General features: G+C 66.9%; 24 protein-coding genes. 10 read left to right on the forward strand and 14 right to left on the reverse strand.

Translation table 11 applies throughout. The annotated features are described in order from the left end of the window. Window positions 1–25 precede the first annotated feature (25 nt). The 4 genes from ACRYA2_RS04320 to ACRYA2_RS04335 are packed head-to-tail and all read right to left on the reverse strand — an operon-like array spanning window position 26 to window position 2,722. A complete protein-coding gene (locus tag ACRYA2_RS04320; protein ID WP_433624548.1) occupies window positions 26–646 on the reverse strand; it encodes a class I SAM-dependent methyltransferase in 621 nt (206 codons plus the stop codon). Continuing rightward, the gene (locus ACRYA2_RS04325; protein ID WP_433624550.1) at window positions 630–1,340 is read right to left on the reverse strand and encodes an RNase P subunit p30 family protein; all 711 of its coding nucleotides are present in this window, start codon (window positions 1,338–1,340) and stop codon (window positions 630–632) included. The genes ACRYA2_RS04320 and ACRYA2_RS04325 overlap by 17 nt, the downstream gene beginning before the upstream one ends. A gap of 51 nt (window positions 1,341–1,391) precedes the next feature. Further along, on the reverse strand, window positions 1,392–2,018 hold the full coding sequence (locus ACRYA2_RS04330; protein WP_433624552.1) for an RAD55 family ATPase: 627 nt from the start codon (window positions 2,016–2,018) through the stop codon (window positions 1,392–1,394). A 23-nt stretch (window positions 2,019–2,041) separates the two neighbouring features. Then, window positions 2,042–2,722: a nucleotide-binding protein gene (locus tag ACRYA2_RS04335; protein ID WP_433624554.1), complete on the reverse strand. Its 681-nt coding sequence runs from the start codon at window positions 2,720–2,722 to the stop codon at window positions 2,042–2,044. Window positions 2,723–2,913: 191 nt separating this feature from the next. Here ACRYA2_RS04335 and pyrB point away from each other — a divergent pair, with 191 nt between their 5' ends. From pyrB to ACRYA2_RS04350, 3 genes are all read left to right on the forward strand, one after another. Next, window positions 2,914–3,828: an aspartate carbamoyltransferase gene (gene pyrB, locus ACRYA2_RS04340; protein ID WP_433624556.1), complete on the forward strand. Its 915-nt coding sequence runs from the start codon at window positions 2,914–2,916 to the stop codon at window positions 3,826–3,828. After that, entirely contained in the window at window positions 3,821–4,282 is a 462-nt protein-coding gene (gene pyrI, locus ACRYA2_RS04345; protein ID WP_433624558.1) for an aspartate carbamoyltransferase regulatory subunit, read from the forward strand. Before pyrB ends, pyrI begins: the two co-directional genes overlap by 8 nt. An 81-nt stretch (window positions 4,283–4,363) precedes the next feature. Beyond that, on the forward strand, window positions 4,364–5,074 hold the full coding sequence (locus tag ACRYA2_RS04350) for a hypothetical protein (protein ID WP_433624560.1): 711 nt from the start codon (window positions 4,364–4,366) through the stop codon (window positions 5,072–5,074). Between the two features lie 74 nt (window positions 5,075–5,148). Here ACRYA2_RS04350 and ACRYA2_RS04355 read toward each other — a convergent pair whose 3' ends face one another. After that, a complete protein-coding gene (locus tag ACRYA2_RS04355; protein ID WP_433624562.1) occupies window positions 5,149–5,427 on the reverse strand; it encodes a ribonuclease P protein component 4 in 279 nt (92 codons plus the stop codon). Between the two features lie 267 nt (window positions 5,428–5,694). On the opposite strand from ACRYA2_RS04355, the gene ACRYA2_RS04360 reads away from it, so the two are divergent. Both ACRYA2_RS04360 and ACRYA2_RS04365 read left to right on the forward strand, forming a co-directional pair. After that, window positions 5,695–6,690: a glycosyltransferase family 4 protein gene (locus ACRYA2_RS04360; RefSeq protein ID WP_433624564.1), complete on the forward strand. Its 996-nt coding sequence runs from the start codon at window positions 5,695–5,697 to the stop codon at window positions 6,688–6,690. Between the two features lie 88 nt (window positions 6,691–6,778). Beyond that, entirely contained in the window at window positions 6,779–7,888 is a 1,110-nt protein-coding gene (locus ACRYA2_RS04365; protein WP_433624566.1) for a glycosyltransferase, read from the forward strand. 62 nt (window positions 7,889–7,950) lie between these two features. On the opposite strand, the gene ACRYA2_RS04370 is transcribed toward ACRYA2_RS04365, so the two are convergent. Beyond that, window positions 7,951–8,763: an HD domain-containing protein gene (locus ACRYA2_RS04370; RefSeq protein WP_433624568.1), complete on the reverse strand. Its 813-nt coding sequence runs from the start codon at window positions 8,761–8,763 to the stop codon at window positions 7,951–7,953. A 387-nt stretch (window positions 8,764–9,150) separates the two neighbouring features. Between ACRYA2_RS04370 and ACRYA2_RS04375 the strand changes: the two genes are divergently transcribed. After that, window positions 9,151–9,399, forward strand: coding sequence for a DUF7989 family protein (locus ACRYA2_RS04375; RefSeq protein WP_433624570.1), 249 nt, complete (start codon window positions 9,151–9,153; stop codon window positions 9,397–9,399). A 139-nt stretch (window positions 9,400–9,538) separates the two neighbouring features. Here the strand turns inward: ACRYA2_RS04375 and ACRYA2_RS04380 are convergent, their stop codons facing one another. Further along, window positions 9,539–9,772: a DUF7563 family protein gene (locus ACRYA2_RS04380; protein WP_433624572.1), complete on the reverse strand. Its 234-nt coding sequence runs from the start codon at window positions 9,770–9,772 to the stop codon at window positions 9,539–9,541. 277 nt (window positions 9,773–10,049) lie between these two features. On the opposite strand from ACRYA2_RS04380, the gene ACRYA2_RS04385 reads away from it, so the two are divergent. Continuing rightward, entirely contained in the window at window positions 10,050–10,205 is a 156-nt protein-coding gene (locus ACRYA2_RS04385) for a DUF7557 family protein (protein ID WP_433624574.1), read from the forward strand. 80 nt (window positions 10,206–10,285) lie between these two features. Here the strand turns inward: ACRYA2_RS04385 and ACRYA2_RS04390 are convergent, their stop codons facing one another. From ACRYA2_RS04390 to ACRYA2_RS04400, 3 genes are all read right to left on the reverse strand, one after another. Then, the gene (locus tag ACRYA2_RS04390) at window positions 10,286–10,885 is read right to left on the reverse strand and encodes a protein sorting system archaetidylserine decarboxylase (protein ID WP_433624576.1); all 600 of its coding nucleotides are present in this window, start codon (window positions 10,883–10,885) and stop codon (window positions 10,286–10,288) included. Window positions 10,886–10,887: 2 nt separating this feature from the next. Further along, the gene (locus ACRYA2_RS04395; RefSeq protein ID WP_433624578.1) at window positions 10,888–11,337 is read right to left on the reverse strand and encodes a DUF5799 family protein; all 450 of its coding nucleotides are present in this window, start codon (window positions 11,335–11,337) and stop codon (window positions 10,888–10,890) included. Window positions 11,338–11,493: 156 nt separating this feature from the next. After that, the gene (locus ACRYA2_RS04400) at window positions 11,494–11,814 is read right to left on the reverse strand and encodes an FUN14 domain-containing protein (RefSeq protein ID WP_433624580.1); all 321 of its coding nucleotides are present in this window, start codon (window positions 11,812–11,814) and stop codon (window positions 11,494–11,496) included. Window positions 11,815–11,964: 150 nt separating this feature from the next. Between ACRYA2_RS04400 and aglJ the strand changes: the two genes are divergently transcribed. From aglJ to ACRYA2_RS04415, 3 genes are all read left to right on the forward strand, one after another. Further along, window positions 11,965–12,873 (forward strand): S-layer glycoprotein N-glycosyltransferase AglJ, encoded by a 909-nt coding sequence (aglJ, locus tag ACRYA2_RS04405; protein ID WP_433624582.1) that lies wholly within the window; start codon window positions 11,965–11,967, stop codon window positions 12,871–12,873. A gap of 117 nt (window positions 12,874–12,990) precedes the next feature. Then, window positions 12,991–13,803, forward strand: a complete 813-nt coding sequence (gene dacZ, locus ACRYA2_RS04410; RefSeq protein ID WP_433624584.1) for a diadenylate cyclase DacZ — start codon at window positions 12,991–12,993, stop codon at window positions 13,801–13,803. Further along, entirely contained in the window at window positions 13,803–14,579 is a 777-nt protein-coding gene (locus tag ACRYA2_RS04415) for a mechanosensitive ion channel domain-containing protein (RefSeq protein ID WP_113275824.1), read from the forward strand. Before dacZ ends, ACRYA2_RS04415 begins: the two co-directional genes overlap by 1 nt. On the opposite strand, the gene ACRYA2_RS04420 is transcribed toward ACRYA2_RS04415, so the two are convergent. From ACRYA2_RS04420 to ACRYA2_RS04435, 4 genes are all read right to left on the reverse strand, one after another. After that, window positions 14,580–15,104 carry an acyltransferase gene (locus tag ACRYA2_RS04420; RefSeq protein ID WP_433624587.1) on the reverse strand — a complete coding sequence of 175 codons (525 nt, stop codon included), beginning with the start codon at window positions 15,102–15,104 and terminating at the stop codon, window positions 14,580–14,582. Window positions 15,105–15,135: 31 nt separating this feature from the next. Continuing rightward, complete coding sequence (locus ACRYA2_RS04425) at window positions 15,136–15,453, reverse strand: DUF7344 domain-containing protein (protein WP_433624589.1); 318 nt, start codon at window positions 15,451–15,453, stop codon at window positions 15,136–15,138. A 90-nt stretch (window positions 15,454–15,543) separates the two neighbouring features. Beyond that, window positions 15,544–16,860 carry a phosphoribosylamine--glycine ligase gene (purD, locus tag ACRYA2_RS04430; RefSeq protein WP_433624590.1) on the reverse strand — a complete coding sequence of 439 codons (1,317 nt, stop codon included), beginning with the start codon at window positions 16,858–16,860 and terminating at the stop codon, window positions 15,544–15,546. A gap of 146 nt (window positions 16,861–17,006) precedes the next feature. After that, a complete protein-coding gene (locus ACRYA2_RS04435) occupies window positions 17,007–17,435 on the reverse strand; it encodes a DUF7522 family protein (RefSeq protein WP_433624592.1) in 429 nt (142 codons plus the stop codon). Between the last annotated feature and the right edge of the window lie 22 nt (window positions 17,436–17,457).

Here is a 17,457-nt window from a genome sequence, read left to right on the forward strand (position 1 = left end):
GCCTCTCGGCTACGGGACCGTCCGGTCACCCGTCGCGGCGTTCGGCGACGAGGACGCCGACCTGGTCGTGGACGCGCTCGACGACGGTCAGCGCGAATCCCTCGTCGGTCAGGGCGTCCGCGAGGTGGCCCACCGTCGAGGGGTCGTCGACCTCGGGACTGTAGAACGGTTCGTCCGGGTCCGGCGTCCCGAAGAACATCACGTCGCCCAGCACGAACGTTCGCGGGTCGAGGTCGGCGATGGCCGCGATGGCCTCGCGTTTCTCCTCGTCGCTGAGGTGGTGCATCGCGAAGTTCGAGACGACGACGTCCGCGGCGTCGACGTTCGGGTCGCGGAACCGCCCCTCGCCGAACTCGACGTCGTCCAGGCCGCGCTCGTCGGCTTTCTCTCTGGCCTTCGCCAGCATCCCGTCGCTGATGTCGCGGCCCGCCACGCGGTCGGCCTCTTCGGCCAGCGCGAGCGCGATAGCTCCCGTCCCGGTTCCGAGGTCCGCTACCATGCGGTTGTCGGATGCACGGAGCGCCTCGCGGGCGTGTTCGACCACGAGACTGACGCAGGCGCGGTACTCTTCGCTGTCCTGGGAGTCGTCGTAGTCGCTTGCGATGTCCGAGAACCGGTCGGCGTGTTCCTCAATCGTTCTCTTCATATCGGCCCCGTTTCACTCCCGGAGCAATGAACTCGTCGGACCGCCGTTCGCGGTTTCGCTCGGCGACGCGGCCCCACTCGCACAGGCCCGTCTCGACCTGCTCGCGCGAGAACCCGACCGCCTTCCCGACCGCAAGCAGTTCCCGCGGCGCGCGCAACTGGAGGTGCGAGCGAGCGTCCGCGCTGACGACGAACGGCGCGTCGTACTTCGTCACCAGTTCCCGGAGCTTCCGGAGGTCCTGGAGGGCCTGCACGCGAGGGCCGCCGTCGGTCCGGAGCACGCGCGATAGGTCGAACTCGACGCGGACGCCGTTTTCCGCCGCCGCTTTCGCCAGCACGTGGTTGAAATCGCCCCGGCCGCGCATCGGATGCGCGAGCACGTCCACGCGCTCTTCCTCGACCGCGAACCGGTTCAGCGTCGTCGTCCCGCCGTGCATCAGCAGCACCGTCGTCTTCGGCCGGAAGTTGCCGACGTGGCCGCTGGCCTGCGAAGGGTCGTCGGCCTGTATTTCGAGCCCGTCGACGACGTCCACGTCGTACTCCGTCGCCACTCGTTCGAAGTCGACGCCGTCGTCGACGCGGGCGTCGCCGTGGTTTCGGACGACGACGCCGTCGAACCCGTACTCGGCCGCCGTGGCCGCCAGTCGCGCGACGGTGCTGTCTCCATCCGGGCGGGCGTGAACGGCCTCGTACATGGCGTCTCGTCTGTCGGTCCGGGTGCGTGCGACTTGGCGCTTGCGCTCTCCTCACGCGATGTCGCGGCTGGTGTCGATGGAGACGCTCTCGGCGAGTTCCAGCTTGATGGTCTCGGGGAGCGCGCGCCCGCCGCGGAACTTCGGCACCGCGAGGCGGTTCTCCACGCGGTCGCCGGCGATTTCGGTGTGTAACTGGAGGACGACGTCCGCGACGTGTTCGGTCACGTCGCGCTGGTCCGGGACGTTCCGCCCGTCGAGGCAGTGCAACACCGCCAAGCTGTCGCTCGTCTGGACGTGATGCTGGAGGTCGTGCAGGAAGTTCCGATACCGGCTCTCGTCCTGACGTTCCAGCAAATCCACCGGGTCGACGACGAGCGTCGACTCGGCGGGAAGCCGGCGGAAGAGCCGTCGAGCGTGCTCCAGCGGCGCGTCGCCCGGAACGTACCGCACCTCCGGCGACCCCGTCCGGCCCGGCGCGCGCTCGAACGCCGCGTCGACCGCCGCCTCGTCGCGGTCGGTCGTGACGTACAGCGTCGACCGTGCCGCGGTGAGTTCGTATAGCAGCAGCTCTGACTGGCTCGCAGGCGGGGCCGACAGCGCCACCGTGCTCCCGGCCGGGAGCCCCCCGTCGAGCTTCCGGTCGAGGACGGGAACGCCCGTCGAGAGCCGCTCTACCATACTTCCGACAATTCGGAGAGCGTTCATAAGTGTTTGGACACGACCGTTGCGGCGAGGCGGTCGTACGCCCGCTCCACCGCGTCCGCGGCGAGCACTCGTCGGCCTGAATCCCGACGGTCGCCGGCCGCTGTCGGGGCGTTCGCGTCGACATCGGGGACGGTCGCCAGCACCGGACAGTCCAGCAGACGCTCGACGCCTCCCGGGTCGCGCTCGGCGCGCGTGAGTACCGCGCCGGCGACGTCGGTGTCGAGGGCACGGGCCATCGCGGCGGTCTTGGCCGCGTCGCGGAGACACGCCGGGACGGGCGTCGTCACGACGAGTACGCTATCGGCGTGCCGGAACGGCACTGCGGCGGCCGGCCCAGCGCCGGCGGGACAGTCCAGCAGTACGCGGTCTGCGGCGTCCGCGACGCGCGGGAGCGCCGTCGAGAGCGACGCGTCCATGCCCGTTGCCGGCGGTGCCGGCACCACCTCGACGCCCCGCAGGGCCGGCGGCGGGTGGGCGGCGCTCTCGACCGGTTTCCCGTCGGCGAGCGCGGCGAGGTTCGGTTCCGCGGGAACGTCCGCGACCACGTGCAGGTCGGGCATGTCCCGGTCCGCGTCCACGGCCAGCGTTTCACGTCCCGTTCGTCCGAGCGCTGCCCCGAGTCCGAGCGTCGTGGTCGTCTTGCCGCATCTGCCCTTGCCTCCGGCGACGGCGAGCATGCCGGGGTTGGTCCCGCCTCGGTATTTGAAGGTTCGGGGAGAGAGGTTCAGTCGGCGAAACGTCGCCGGGAAGCTACGGTACGACGGTCGAGAACTGCATCGACGTGTACCTCTCTCCCGGACCGAGTCGGTCAGTTCACCACGAACGTGGACAGTGACATTCAAGGCGCGCGACGACCGCGTTCCAATCGATGCGGCACGACCACCTCATCGACACGAGACAGCTATCGCGGGAGGACATCGAGGCCGTCCTCGACCGCGCGGCGGAGTTCGCCGACGACCCGTCGTCGTTCGGGGACCGACATCCGTCCGCGCTGCTCGGACTGATGTTCTACGAACCGAGCACCCGGACCAAGATGAGCTTCGAGACGGCGATGAAACGCCTCGGGGGCGACGTGGTCGACATGGGGCCCGTCGAGTCCTCCAGCGTGAAGAAAGGCGAGAGCCTCGCGGACACGGCCCGGGTCATCGAGGGGTACGCCGACGCGCTCGTGCTCCGCCACCCCAGCCAGGGGTCGTCGAAACTCGTCAGCGAGTTCGTCGACGTTCCCCTGCTGAACGCGGGCGACGGCGCGGGCCACCACCCGACCCAGACGCTGCTCGACCTCTACACCATCAGGGAGAACGCCGGCCTCGACGACCTCACCATCGGCATCATGGGCGACCTGAAGTACGGCAGGACGGTTCACTCGCTGGCGCACGCGCTGACGAACTTCGACGCGAGCCAGCACTTCGTCAGCCCGGAGAGCCTCCAACTGCCCCGGAGCGTCCGCTACGACCTCCACGAGGAGGGCGCGCAGGTGCGCGAGCACACCGACCTCGACGCCGTCCTGCCGAGCCTCGACGTGCTGTACGTCACGCGCATCCAGCGCGAGCGCTTCCCCGACGAGAACGAGTACCGCGAAATCGCCGGCGAGTACCAGATAGACCGGGAGACGCTGGCTTCCGCCAGCGACGACCTGACGATCATGCATCCGCTCCCCAGAGTGGACGAGATCGCACCCGAGGTGGACGACACCGAGCAGGCGAAATACTTCGAGCAGGCGCACAACGGCGTCCCGGTCCGGATGGCCCTGCTCGACCAGCTACTGTCGAACGATGAGTGAACACGAACTCCGCGTCAGCAAGATACACAACGGCACCGTTATCGACCACATCACGGGCGGTCAGGCGCTGAACGTCCTCGCCATCCTCGGCATCGACGGCAGCGAGGGCGAGGCCATCAGCGTCGGGATGAACGTCCCGAGCGACCGGATGGGGAGCAAGGACATCGTGAAGGTTGAGGGGCGAGAACTCAGTCAGGACGAGGTGGACGTGCTCTCGCTCATCGCGCCCGACGCGACCATCAACATCATCCGCGAGTACGACGTGGTCGAGAAGCACCGACTCGAACGCCCCGAACGCGTCGTCGGCGTCCTCTCCTGTCCGAACCGCAACTGCATCTCCACCGCGGACGAACCCGTCGACTCGAAGTTCGAAGTGCTGCCCGACGGCGTCCGCTGTGAGTACTGCGACACCATCATCCGCGACGACCTCGCCGCGCACATCAGCGTGCAGTGAGCGGAAACGGCGGACTAATCCCGGCGGCGCGTCGAAACGGTCGGGTCGGTTTTTGGTCGCGCTCGCAGTACCTGGGCAGGTATGAGAACGAAGACTGGCGAGCGCGTCGCAGTGGCCCTGTCGGTCCTGCTCGTTCTGTCTGCAGTCGCTCCCGCGGTTGCCGGCGGACTGACGCGCACCGACGACACGTCCGACTCCGTCACAGCGCCGACCCGAACGGTCGACGAGCCGCTTCGCCGCGGCTTCCAGTACAAGGTCTCCATCGACAACGTGACCGTTCGCCGGTGGGTGCTGCGCAACACCACCATTCGGAACGGAACGGTCGAGGAAGTCGTCGTCCGCCGACTCCGGGTCGGCGGTGAGACGCGCGAGAACGTGACGCTGCATAACGTCTCCATCGCGCAGATGAAGGTCGTAAACGGCTCGCTACTGAACGTCACCGCCGACACGCTGGTCGTCCGCAACCGTTCCATCTGGGACGTGCCCGGCGGCGACCTGGTCGACCCCGGCGTGCAAGACCAGGTCGTCGACCGTCACATCCTCGCGAACGTGACCGTCGACGGTGCCACCCTCGACAGGCTCGTCGTCGAGAACCTGTCCGTCCGGAACACGTCCGTGCCGCCGCGCTCGGACGGGCCGGTCGTGAACGAGACCGTGGCGAACGCTTCGGCTGACCCGCGACCCGACGTCGTAATCCAGAACTCGTCCGTCGAGCGCGGGCGGATTCGGAACGCGACCGTGGGGGACTGGGCCGTCAGCTCCATCGAGAACGCGTCCGCCGGGTCGACGTGAATCGAACGTTCCCCGAGAAACGACGTCTTACGCGAGAAACGGTTCGGAATACCGTCACCTATTCGGGACGGTGGTCAGGAACGGTAGGGATATCGTGACTGGTTGCCGCAGTCGCAGGTGACGACGACGTGGCCGTCCTGGGTTCGGACGCGAGCGTTCTTACCGGGACGGAGGTAGGCGTCGCAGGCGTCGCAGCTGAACCGCTCGAACTCCCGAGGAAGGGAGAGGCGATTTCGCTCCGCGATGCGACGTGCACGGCGGACGTACGTCCGCGCACGGTCGTCGTAACAGTCGGCGGCGGCGTCCCTGGCGAGCGAGGCGAGACGCTCGATGCGCTCTTCGGCTATTGTCATCGGGAATGGGGGGGTGGGGGTTTCCGGGGCGAGACAGGACAAGGATAGAAGGTTCCTGTGTTGCCCCATGCGAGGCATATTCTTGCTTCAACAAATACTTTATGGTCATTCAAGGGAGGCTTTCCGCCGTCGTTCCGGCAGGATTAATGGCCGGCCACGCAATCACCGACCTGTGCGCACGCTCCACGATCGTGGTGACGATGGACACTGCGGCGGCGGGCGGTCGGACGACCGCCGCGGCGTCGGGGGATTCGACGGTGAGCACCGATGCTCGTGAGCCACTACTTCGAGTGGGAGGAGTACATCACTGGCGGTCACGCCCAGTCGGTGAAGAACCAGCGCAAGGTGATGGACCGTCGCGGTATCGAGTACACCACCGAGCCGGTTCTCGACGCCGACGTACTCCATCTCAACAACATGGGGCCGCGCTCGCTTTACTACGCCCGTCGGGCACGGGAGCGGGACTGTCGCGTGCTAATCCACACACACCAGACCGCAGAGGACTTCCGGGAGAGCTTCGCCTTCTCGAACGCGCTGGCACGGCCGATGAAACCGTACCTCCGGTACGCCTACTCGCTGGGCGACCACCTCGTCTGTCCGTCCGAACACAACCGGGCGGTCGTCGAGGAGTACGCCCCCGCCGCCCCGAAGACCGTCGTCAGCAACGGGTTCGACCCGGACCTGCTGACGGGGTACGAGGACCTGCGCGCGGAGTATCTCGACCGGTACGACCTCGACCCACCGGTCGTGTTCAACGTCGGCCACGTCATCAAGCGGAAGGGCCTGGAGTCGTTCGTCGAGACCGCCCGCGCCATGCCGGAACTGGACTTCGTCTGGTTCGGCTATCTCAACCCGACGGGCGGCAAACTCGACCGACTGCTCAGGAGTCGGGAGACGACGGAACTGGTCGAGAGCGCGCCCGACAACTGCACGTTCACCGGGTACGTCGACGACATCCGCGGCGCGTACGCCGCCGGCGACGTGTTCTTCTGGCCGAGCAAGAACGAGAACGAGGGCATCGCGCTGCTGGAGGCGATGAGCTGTGGCAAACCGCTCGTCGTCCGTGACATCGACACCTACCGCTGGCTGGAGGACGGCCACCACTGCCTGAAAGCCGAGCGCGACTTCGCGCCGCAACTCGACGCGCTGAAAGACCCCGACCGCCGGGAGCGACTGGGACGCAACGCGAAGGAGAAAAGCGAGGAGTTCACCATCGAGCGCGTCGGCGACGACCTGGAAGCGCTGTACCGGAGCCTCGCGTGAGTCCCTGGTTACGCCCGCCGTACGGCGGCGGTAGGGGTTCGATTCGACTCCGCAAGGCCTTAACTACCGGTTCACAAAGGACCGAGTAATGCGACGGGTCGCCGCGTTCACCGACAGCTATCTGCCGACCGTCAACGGCGTCACGTACACCATCAAGTCGTGGCGCGACTGCTGGGAGCGCGACGGCGGTCGGATGGAGGTTGTCTACCCCCGCGCCGACGGATACCGGCCGGAGCCGGGTGAACACCCCGTCAGGAGCCTTCCGTTTCCGTTCTACGAGGGCTACCACCTCGGCGCGCCGTACATCCCCGCCGGCGTCGCCGACATGGACGTGGACGTCGTCCACTCTCACACCCCGTTCGGCATCGGAGTCGGCGGTCTCCGGCTCGCCCGCAAGCGCGACCGCCCGTTCGTAACTTCCTATCACACGCCGACGAGCGAGTACGCCGACTACCTCGTTCCCTCCGACTCCGTCGCGAGGGTCATCGAGCGAACCTCCGAGGCGTACGAGCGCTGGTTCTTCGACCACTCCGACGCCGTCCTCGCGCCGAGCGAGGCGACGCGCGACCACGTCGTCGAGGAACTCGGCGTCGACGCGCCGGTCCGGGTCGTCCCGAACGGCGTCGACGTCGAACGCTTCCGACCGGTCGACGCCGACGCGTTCCGTCGGAAGTACGACGTCGACGGCGACCGACCGCTAGTAGGGTATACGGGCCGACACGGGTTCGAGAAGCGCCTCTCGGAGCTGGTGGCCGCCGCAGACGGGATGGACGTGACCGTGCTCTTCGGCGGCGACGGCCCGGCTCGCGAGTCGCTCGAGGCCCAGGCCCGGGCCGTCGACGCGGACGTCCGGTTCCTCGGCTTTCTCGACCGCGAGGAGTTGCCGGCGTTCTACTCCGCGCTCGACGTGTTCGCGTTCCCGAGTCCGGTCGAGACGCAGGGGCTCGTCGCGCTGGAGGCGAACGCCTGCGGGACGCCCGTCGTGGGTGCAGACGCGGGCGCGCTCTCCAACACCGTCGACGACGGCGAAACCGGCTATCACTTCGAGAGCGGCGACGTCGATGGGTTCCGGACGGCCATCCGACGGGCGCTGGACGAGCGCGAACGACTGCGGGAGGCCTGCCTCGCCCGCCGCGAGGCGTTGAGCGTCGAGCGCGCCGTCGAGAAGCTCACCGACGTGTACGCGACCGTCGAGTGAGCCGACGTCTGCGCCGCGGTCGATCTCCCGCCACGGGGACGCGGAGACGTCGGCGGCAGCGTCTACAGTTCGACGCGCTCGACGAGCTGGTCGCCGCCCTCGCGGACGTTCAGTGCGACGATGCGGATGTCGTCTTCGAGTCGGGAGTTGTGGAGTTTCGCCTTCAGCAGGTTGTCGACCTGGAACACGCCGGCCGCGTTCAGCATCTCTATCTCGACGAGTACGGGGACCGATTCGCCCTGCTGGAGACTCACTTTCCGGATGGCCTGGCTGGAGACCGTGTTGATGCCCCGGCCACCCTTCTCGTACGGCATGCGCGAGCGACCGTGCTCCATGTCGAGGCCGTCCGAGACGCGAATGACCCCCGCCTCCGTCGTGAGCGGGTCCTCCTCGGTGTGGTGACAGAGGATGGCGTGGAGTATCTCGCCTTTCATCCGGACGGTCTCCTCGGTGTCGTAGAAGTTGGGCAGGACGCGGTCGAGGATGTCGGCGGCGAGCGGAATCGAGTAGTACGTGTGGTCGTCGCGGTGGACGACGTGGCCGATGTCGTGTAGCGTCGCCGCGAACGCGATGATGACGCTCTCGTCTTCCTCTTCGAGGCCCTCGTCGCTCGCGCCGTTGAATTCGACGCCGCCGCGCTTCAGGAGGTCGTAGAGGATGAGCGCCCGGTTGAGGACGATCTCGATGTGTTTCGCGCCGTGGTCGTTGTACCCCTTCCGCGTGACGGCGTTCACGTTCTGGGCCCTGAGATAGGTCTGAATCTCGGTGTCGTCGTCGATGAACGACAGCACCTCGTTCAGCTTCTCGTCCGGGAAGGCGTGGTCTTCGTCCGGGTCGTACCGCCGTTGCTCGTCGTCCATTTCCGTCGCATCCATGGCTGAACGCTGGCGGGCCGAGACAAAAAGCCCTCGGGCAACTCCAGTCGCCTGACCTGTCGTCTGCGTGCCCCGTTCGCTACAGCCGACGCGAAAAGCGGGGGACGAGTCGACGACACCCGAGCCCAACGCCGCCGGAATCGACCGTCGACGGCGGCTCGCCCGACGCGCCGCAATAGTTGTTGCGTACACAACTGTTATATCGGTGCGGCCATTGAGAACCTACTACCATGCGACAGTCACCCACCCGGTCGCGCTCTCCCGTCGCGAGCGGTGGTGCTGTCGACTCTATCCTCATTGTAGGGGCCTGAGCCCCTACCTATCACCACCTCAGTCTCGACGCGCACCGACCTCCGACCGACAGCCGACCGTATCCGACACAACGCGATGACACGACCGAACCGACAGCACCCGACCGAATCGACCGAGAACCAGCGAACGATGAGAGACGTGAGCCACACGCATCCCTACACCGACCGCGGAGCGACTACGGACCTGTTCACGCGGGGACCGCGCGTGGCGACCGACGGCGGCCGGAGCCGACGTCGTCCCACCATGGCGGACGTCGACCACACGCCACCTCGCGGGGCGCCCGACGCGAACGGCGTGTTCGAGCGCGGCAACGAGGGCAAGTAGGACCGACGCGTCGAGAACTCGCCGTAGCACCGCTACGACACCGGCCCGCTCCTACCCGTCCCTCCTCGACTCGCTCTTCTCACCGCAAAAGGAAAACCACGGCCGTTCGTCGGCTTCCACTCCCCGAAAGTACTGGATTTCAGCGGAGCGGTTCGCGTCCCCCGATGAGCTGTGTCGTGTCGACCTCCTCGGCGCGCGCTCCCCCCTTTTTCACCTCGGTAGCGGTCATGCATTCGAGGCAGCCGAACACCTCGTTCTCGTTGTTCCCGAAGACGCGTGCGAAGTCGCGAGTGACGAAGGACCCGCAGCTTCGGCAACGGTTCTCAGCGACTGTGTCGTTTCCGCTCGTCATCTGATCGTTGGAGACTGTCATGGCTGGGCCTCGGCGATACGACAAAGGAGAGTCCGACCACTTTGTTATCCACTACCTACCGGGACGAAATCATCTCCTGCCGCAGCGCATGTCTAAGATACGTATTAGCAAGCGACGTCTACGAATCCGGTAAGCAGCGGTTACGCGCCGAAAACGGGAAAAACGAATCGGCGGTCGAGGTGCCGAGACGGCCGTGAGAGAGCGTCTGGACGGTAACGACGCCCACGACGCCGGACCGCCGCAGAGTTTAAAGAACTTCGAGGTCAAAAATAGAACGATGCCCAAAATAACACTCGACGAGGAGACCGTATCTCGCCTCGACAGCCTCCGCGTCGAAGACGAGTCCTACGACGAGATCGTCAACGAACTCATCAACATCTACGAAGCCGAGGAACTGACGCTGTTCCACGGCGGCGACTACTCTAGCGACTGATCTCTTTCGGCGGGGGTGACGACGACGGGAGCGATAGTGAAGGCTCTACGTACCGTCCACAGTGTCGACTGTGCGTCGCGTCACTCGCTCGTCTCGCGGTGCGCGACGACCGTCTCGCCCGCGCGCACGCGGTCGCCTTTCCCCACCCTGACGTCCGAGCGGTCGAGGGCCGGGGGTAGCAGAACGTCGGCGCGACTGCCGAACGCGATGTGGCCGAGCCGGTCGCCGCGACCCACGTCGTCACCGGCCTCTACGTACGGGTGGATGCGGCGAGCGAACGCACCCGCTATCAGCGTCAGGTCGTGGTCGGGAAAGCGGACGTGGACCCGCTCGTTGCGGTCGGACTCCTTGCTGAACGCCGGCCGGTGGGCGCCGGCGTGGTGCTCGACCGACTCGACCTCACCGCCCATCGGCGCGCGGTTGACGTGCACGTCGGTGACGTTCATGAACACGCCGACGCGGACGCGGTCGCCCTCCTCGCGGACGACCGAGACACGGCCGTCCGCCGGCGCGAGAACGCCCTCCGCGGGCGGCGTTCGGTCGGGGTCGCGGAAGAAGAGCAGGACGGCGACCCCGAGTCCGAGCGCGAGCAGGGTCGCGACCGGCGAGAGCAGTCCGAGTGGACCGGCGAGAACGAAGGGCGGGGTGGCGTACCTCCACGCACCGGGTGCCAGCTCCATCGCTACTCGCTGACGGCCGAGCGGACGCGCTTCCACTTGCCCTGGGACTCCAGGCGCTCCTGAAGTTCGTCGGCGTACTCCTGAGCGAGGCGTTCGGCCGCCGCGAGGCGGTCCTGGTCGACGCCGCTACCGCCGCCGCCGCCGAGACCGAGCGCGTCCTTGACCGACGAGAAGATTCCCCTGCTCTCTTTCTTGCGCTGGCCGCCGGCCATCGCGTTCATCTGCGACTGTATCGACTCCATCTCCGGCATCACCTGCTCGACCTTGCTCGTGTCCGCGACGAGTTTCGCGCGCTCGTCGTCGCCGGGATGCTCGATGTCGAACTCGACGGCGGTCATGACGAGGCCCCACTCCTGGCGGGAGAACTCCGAGTCGGTGACGCGCTGGGAGAACTCCCGGTCGACCGCCATCCGGTCGCCGACTATCATGTCCGTCCAATCCTGACTGGGCATGCGTGACAATCGCGCATCGTCGGACTTGGCGCTTTCGCCTACCTCCGGGGCTGGCGTCGCCCGCCACCCAGCCCTCCGGGTCGCCGTTGGGACCGTTTCTCCGGTGAAAAGACCGCCTGTTCCGCGCCGCGACGAGAGAGCGCCGAGAACGCCGAACTATCCCTTCTTGAAGCCGACCATGAAGCCGCCGGCGAAGCCACCGCTTATCGACAGCGTCGACAGCAGCGTCGCCACCCAGGAGGGCGGCGCGCCACCCTGGGCGGCTTCGCCCGTCTTGAGGATGCCCGCCGAGATCTTCTCCCAGTCCACCGACATGATGCCGCGCGACTCCAGGAACTTGAACAGGGCGAGTTCCAGACCGACGATGATGGCGAGGAGTTTGGCCACTTTCTTGGCTGCGAACCCGATGATACCGCCGATGAGGGCACCGCTACCGAACTCGAGTCCGAGCTGTTGAGGGTCGATACCGACTTGCATTGGTCTAACCAGATCTCCTATAGGTTAAGTTTCTTGTGGTTTATTAAATCGGATACATCATAACTCCGCCAGCAACGAGCGCCAGCCCTTCGAACTGCTGGCGGTCCTGAATGGTTGGGCTTTTAGCATCCCAACTCTATCGTCCCGATAATGCCCGACCCGGAGGACGTGTGCGTGCTCGTTCCGACGCTGAACGAGGCCGAGACCATCGGCGAAGTCGTCGACGAGTTCGGCGAACGCGGGTACACGAACGTCCTCGTGGTCGACGGTCGTTCCGACGACGGAACGGCGGAGGTGGCGGCCGAGCACGGTGCGCGCGTCGTCGAACAGACGGGCACCGGCAAAGGACAGGCCATTCGCGAAGGACTCCGACGCATCGAGACCGAGTACGTGCTGATGCTCGACGGCGACGGCACGTACCGTCCGGACGACGCCGAGCGCATGCTCGCACCGCTGGACGACGGGTACGAGCACGTCGTCGGCAACCGCTTCGCGGAGATGGAGGACAGGGCGATGACGCGACTGAACACGTTCGGCAACCGCGCCATCAACCGGGCGTTCCGGGTCATCCACGGCCGCGACTTCAAGGACATCCTCAGCGGCTACCGGGCGTTCACCCGCGAGTCGGCCGAGCGGTTCCGCCTCGACGCCGACGGGTTCGGCGTCGAGACCGAGATGGCGGTCGAGTGCGTGCGTCACGACCTTCCCACGACCGTCGTACCCGTACAGTACGAGGAGCGCCCCGAGGACTCCGAAACGAACCTCCATCCGCTGCGGGACGGCGGCAACATCGTCCTGACGCTGTACCAGCTCGCGAAGACGAACAACCCGCTGGTGTACTTCGGCGTCATGGGCCTGTCGAGCGGCCTCTTCGGCGTCCTGCTTGGGGTCTACGTCGGCGTCGAGTGGGTCACCCGGAGCGTCTCCCACGAGGTGCTGGCCATAGTGGCCGGCGTCTCCATCCTCTTCGGCGTCCAGTTGCTCATCTTCGGCGTGCTCTCGGACCTCATCGTGACGCTCCACCGCGAGCAGATGCACCGCATCGAGGAGCGCCGCTGACTCGACGTCCGCCGGACGCCCGGTTCGAACGCCGAGAAGGACGTTCTCGACGGTCGGAGCGGGCCGACGACACGCAGCCCACAACCTTTTTCTCGAATGATTGAGTGAAACCGCCTAATGGCTGACCTCACGGACCTTCTTGGAGACATCGTCGACGACGCGGACGCCGTGTTTCTCTTCTCCCCCAGCGGGTCGTACTACGAGCGGTTCACCGACCTCACCGACCCGGACCTCATCGTCGTCGGAACGGACAACCAGGTCGGCGCGAACGAGTTCGTGGAGCTACCGGTGGAGTTCGAGAACGTCAGGGACCGCGTCCGGTTCGGCCTCGAGGGCGGGCTGGAACAGGGAGTTATCGAGGACGGCGACCTGGTCGTCTGCGCGACTGACGTGTTCAACGACAGTATCGACACGATTTCCCGCGTCCGCGCGGACGAGGAGGACCACTCGGGCATCTACGACCTATTCGCCAACTCGCGGGCCGACCCCGGCGTCATCCGCGACGTGTTCGAGGTCGCCATCGAACTCGGGAAGAAGGGCCAGAAGGGCAAACCCGTCGGCGCGCTGTTCGTCGTGGGCGACGCCGGCAAGGTGATGAACAAGTCCCGCCCGCTCTCGTACAACCCGTTCGAGAAGAGTCACGTCCACGTCGGCGACCCCATCGTGAACGTGATGCTGAAGGAGTTCTCTCGTCTCGACGGTGCGTTCGTCATCAGCGACTCCGGGAAGATAGTCTCGGCGTACCGCTATCTCGAACCCTCCGCTGAGGGCGTCGACATCCCGAAGGGTCTCGGTGCGCGCCACATGGCCGCCGGAGCCATCACCCGCGACACGAACGCGACGGCCATCGTCCTCTCCGAGAGCGACGGCCTCGTCCGGGCGTTCAAGGGCGGTGAACTGATTCTGGAACTGGATCCGGAGGAGTACTGATGGCAGTAGACTGGCAGGTCATCCTCCAGGAGGAGTACCGCATCGTCCTGGCCGCCCTCATCCTCATCGGAGGCGGCATCGCGGGCTACCTGCTCGGTCGCCTCAACAAGCGCGTCCTCCGTGCCGCGGGCGTCCCCGAGGTCGTCGAAGGGACGCCCTTCGAGCGAACCGCCCGGAGCCTTGGGACGACGACCGTCGCGCTCATCGCCCGCATCACGTCCTGGTTCATCTACGGAGTCACCATCCTGCTGGCGCTCAACACGGCGGAGCTCCCGCTGTCGACCCAGCTGTTCTGGCAGATAACCCTCTTCGTCCCGCACCTGTTCGTCGCCGCGCTCGTCTTCATCCTCGGCTTCGTCGTCGCCGACAAGGCGGAGCTGCTGGTCAGCGAGCGCCTGCGGAGCGTCAAACTGCCCGAGATAAGCGTCATTCCGCGACTGGTCAAGTACAGCATCGTCTACGTCGCCTCGCTCATCGCCCTGAGCCAGGTGGGCGTCGCCACGCTGACCCTCATCGTCCTGTTCGCCGCGTACGTGCTCGCGGTCATCGCCTTCGGCGTCGTCGCGTTCTGGGACCTGCTGCGGTCGGGCGCCGCGGGCATCTACCTCCTGCTCAACCAGCCGTACGGTATCGGCGACGAGATTCGCGTCGCCGACAACCGGGGCATCGTACAGGAGGTCGACATGTTCGTCACGCGCATCGAGAACGACGACGAGGAGTTCATCGTGCCGAACCACGTCGTCATGCGAAACGGCGCGGTTCGGTTCCGGAACTGATCAGTCGTCCGCGAGGCTCTCGGTCGACATCTCTCGCGCCGGGACGCCGGCCACCGTCGCGCCGGGCGGCACGTCCCGCGTCACGAGCGAGTTGGCGGCGACGCTCGCACCCGCTCCGATCTCGACGCCGGGAAGGATTATCGCGCCCGCCCCGACCATCGCGCGCTCGCCGATGACCACCTCGCCCGTCCGGTACTCGTTCTGGAGGAACTCGTGACAGAGGATCGTCGCGTCGTAGCCGACGATGGCGTGGTCCTCGACGGTGATGAGATCTGGCCAGAACACGTCCGGTGTCGACTCTAAGCCCCACGAGACGCCCCGGCCGACGGTGACGCCGATGCGGCGGAGCAACCAGTTTTTGAGTCGCAGACTCGGGTTGACGCGCACGAGCCAGATGACGGCGTAGTGAAGCGCGACCCGGAGCGGATTGCGGGCCTCGGTCCAGTACTGCAGGGAGTTTCGACCGCCCGGCGTCGCGTGGTGCGAGATGCGGTCGTGGCGGCGCGTCGTGTCGTCGTCGGTCACGCACCGGGGTAGACGCCGCGAGGGCTTGAAACTACTCCTCGGCCAGTTCGAAGAAGGGGTCCAGTTGCGTCGCCGCGTCGGTCAACTCGACGTGACTCCCGTCGTACCGGACGACGCCGGCCGCCGCGAGACGCGGAACGTGCGCGTGGTGGAGACTCACCTCGACGGCCTGGCGGTCTGGGTCGGCGTCGCATCGGGCCTTCGTCTCGGCCGCGAGTTCGGGAAGCGCCATCGCGCGGTCCCGGTCCCGGAGGACGGCGAGGGCGTTTCGGCGACGCTGGTCGGCGAGCAGGTCGAAGACGTCGTCGGTCGACAGCGCGTCGTCGTACTGGGTGGGGTCGGCTACCATGGTCGGGAATCGACAGGCTTCGGTTTTGTTATGGAACGGCTGACCGTCGACAGGGCGAGCCTACCGCGGTTGACGCCGGTTTCGAGCGAGTTACTCGCCGCGCAGTTCCGCGACGTGGTCGACGCGGCGCTGGACCAGGTCCTCGGTCCCGACGTCGTGGCGGACGCGCAGGCCCTCCTCGCCGGCGACCGCGAGCGCGTCCTCCGCCACGCGTTCGGCGTCCGTGATGGTGTCGCTCACCCCCACGACGGCGAACGACCGCGAGGTGGTCGTGTAGACGCCGTCCTCGCGCTCGTCGACGCTGGCGTAGTAGAGGATGGCCTCGCCGTCGCTCCCCTCCGCGACCCGGGCCGCGCTCTCCTCGTCGATTCGCACCTTCGCGCCGGCCTCGGGGTCGGTCGGGTACCCCTCCGGGACGGCGTACTTGCAGACGGTCGCTTTCGGCGCGAACGATAGCTGCGGCAGGTCCTCGCCGTCGCGGGCAGCGACGAGCACGTCCAGCAGGTCGGTGTTGAGCACCGGCAGCGTGTTCATCGCCTCGGGGTCGCCGAACCGGGCGTTGAACTCGACGACCTTCACGCCCTCGGCGGTGAGCATGAACTGGCCGTAGAGGACGCCCTTGTAGCCGTCGAGGGCCTCGACGGTCGCTTCGAGAACGGAGACGGCCTCGCGGTAGTCGTCCTCCGTCAGGAACGGGAGTTCGAGGCCGGCGTCACTGTAGCTCCCCATCCCGCCGGTGTTCGGCCCCTCGTCGCCCTCGTAGGCGCGTTTGTGGTCCTGGACCGCCGGCGTGACGCGCAACTGGCCGTCGGCGACGAACGCCTGCACCGTGAACTCCTCGCCGACGAGGCGCTCCTCGAGGACGACGCGGTCGTAGTCGCTGTCCCGGAGGTACTCTTTGGCCTCCTCGGCGGTCACCTGGTCGCCGACGACGCGGACGCCCTTCCCGCCCGTCAGTCCGGCGGGCTTGACGGCCAGATCGCCGTCGTACTCGTCGATGTACTCGCAGGCGGCCGTCGTGTCGTCGAACGTCTCGAACTCCGGACAGCCGGGGATGTCGTTCTGGCGCATGAACCGCCGCTGGAACGCCTTGTCCGTCTCGATGCGCGCCTCCGCCTCGCGGGGGCCGAAGGCGTAAATCCCGGCGTCGTCGAGCGCGTCGGCGACGCCCGCTTCGAGCGGCCCCTCCGGACCGACCACGGCCAGGGTCGCGCCGACCTCCTCGGCGAAGGCGGCGACGGCCGTAGAGTTGGTCGTCTCCAGCGTCTCGAACGACTCCGCCACCGCGGCGATGCCGGGGTTCCGATTGCCGGCGCAGGCGTGCACCTCGGCGTCGCCGTCGGCCAGCGCTCGGGCGATAGCGTGTTCGCGGCCGCCGCCGCCGACCAGCAGTACCGTTTCGCTCATGTCAGGGGGGAATAGGCACGGGAGTGTAAAGGTTGCTATCGTTTCGGTGGTGAGTGTGCACGAACGTGTCAACCCACGGCCGTCTCGTCGGCGACGAAACCCGCTCCGGCCTCGCTCGTCGCGCTCGCGGTCTCGGCGTTCGCCGTTCAGTCTCCCGGCCGCTCGGCGAGCTGGTTGCGCAGCGACACCGCCAGCTCCTCGAAGTCGTTGAGGTAGAGCTGGTTCGTCGTCAGCAGGACACCGTGGTCGCCGACGACGACGCGGTTGACGAACCCGTCGGAGAACACCCGGACGGTGAACTCGTACTCGCCGATGTCGGGCTCCATCCCCTCCTCCGGTGACAGTTCGTTGTACGTCTCGCTGGAGGAGAAGCCGAGGCGCTCGTTCTCGATGAAGACCGCCTTCGCGCTGCGGGCCTTCTCGGTGTCGCCGTCGTACAGGTCGCTGCGGACGTACAGCACGTCGAAGGCGTCGGGCGTGAAGTAGACGACGCTCCGGAGCGCGTCCCCCACCGCGGGACGGCAGGTGCTCACTAGCTGGTCCGCGAACTCGTCGGAGATGCCTGTCTGTGACATACCCCTTCGAGTACACTCTCCA

This window comes from Halomicrococcus pelagicus (assembly GCF_050954125.1).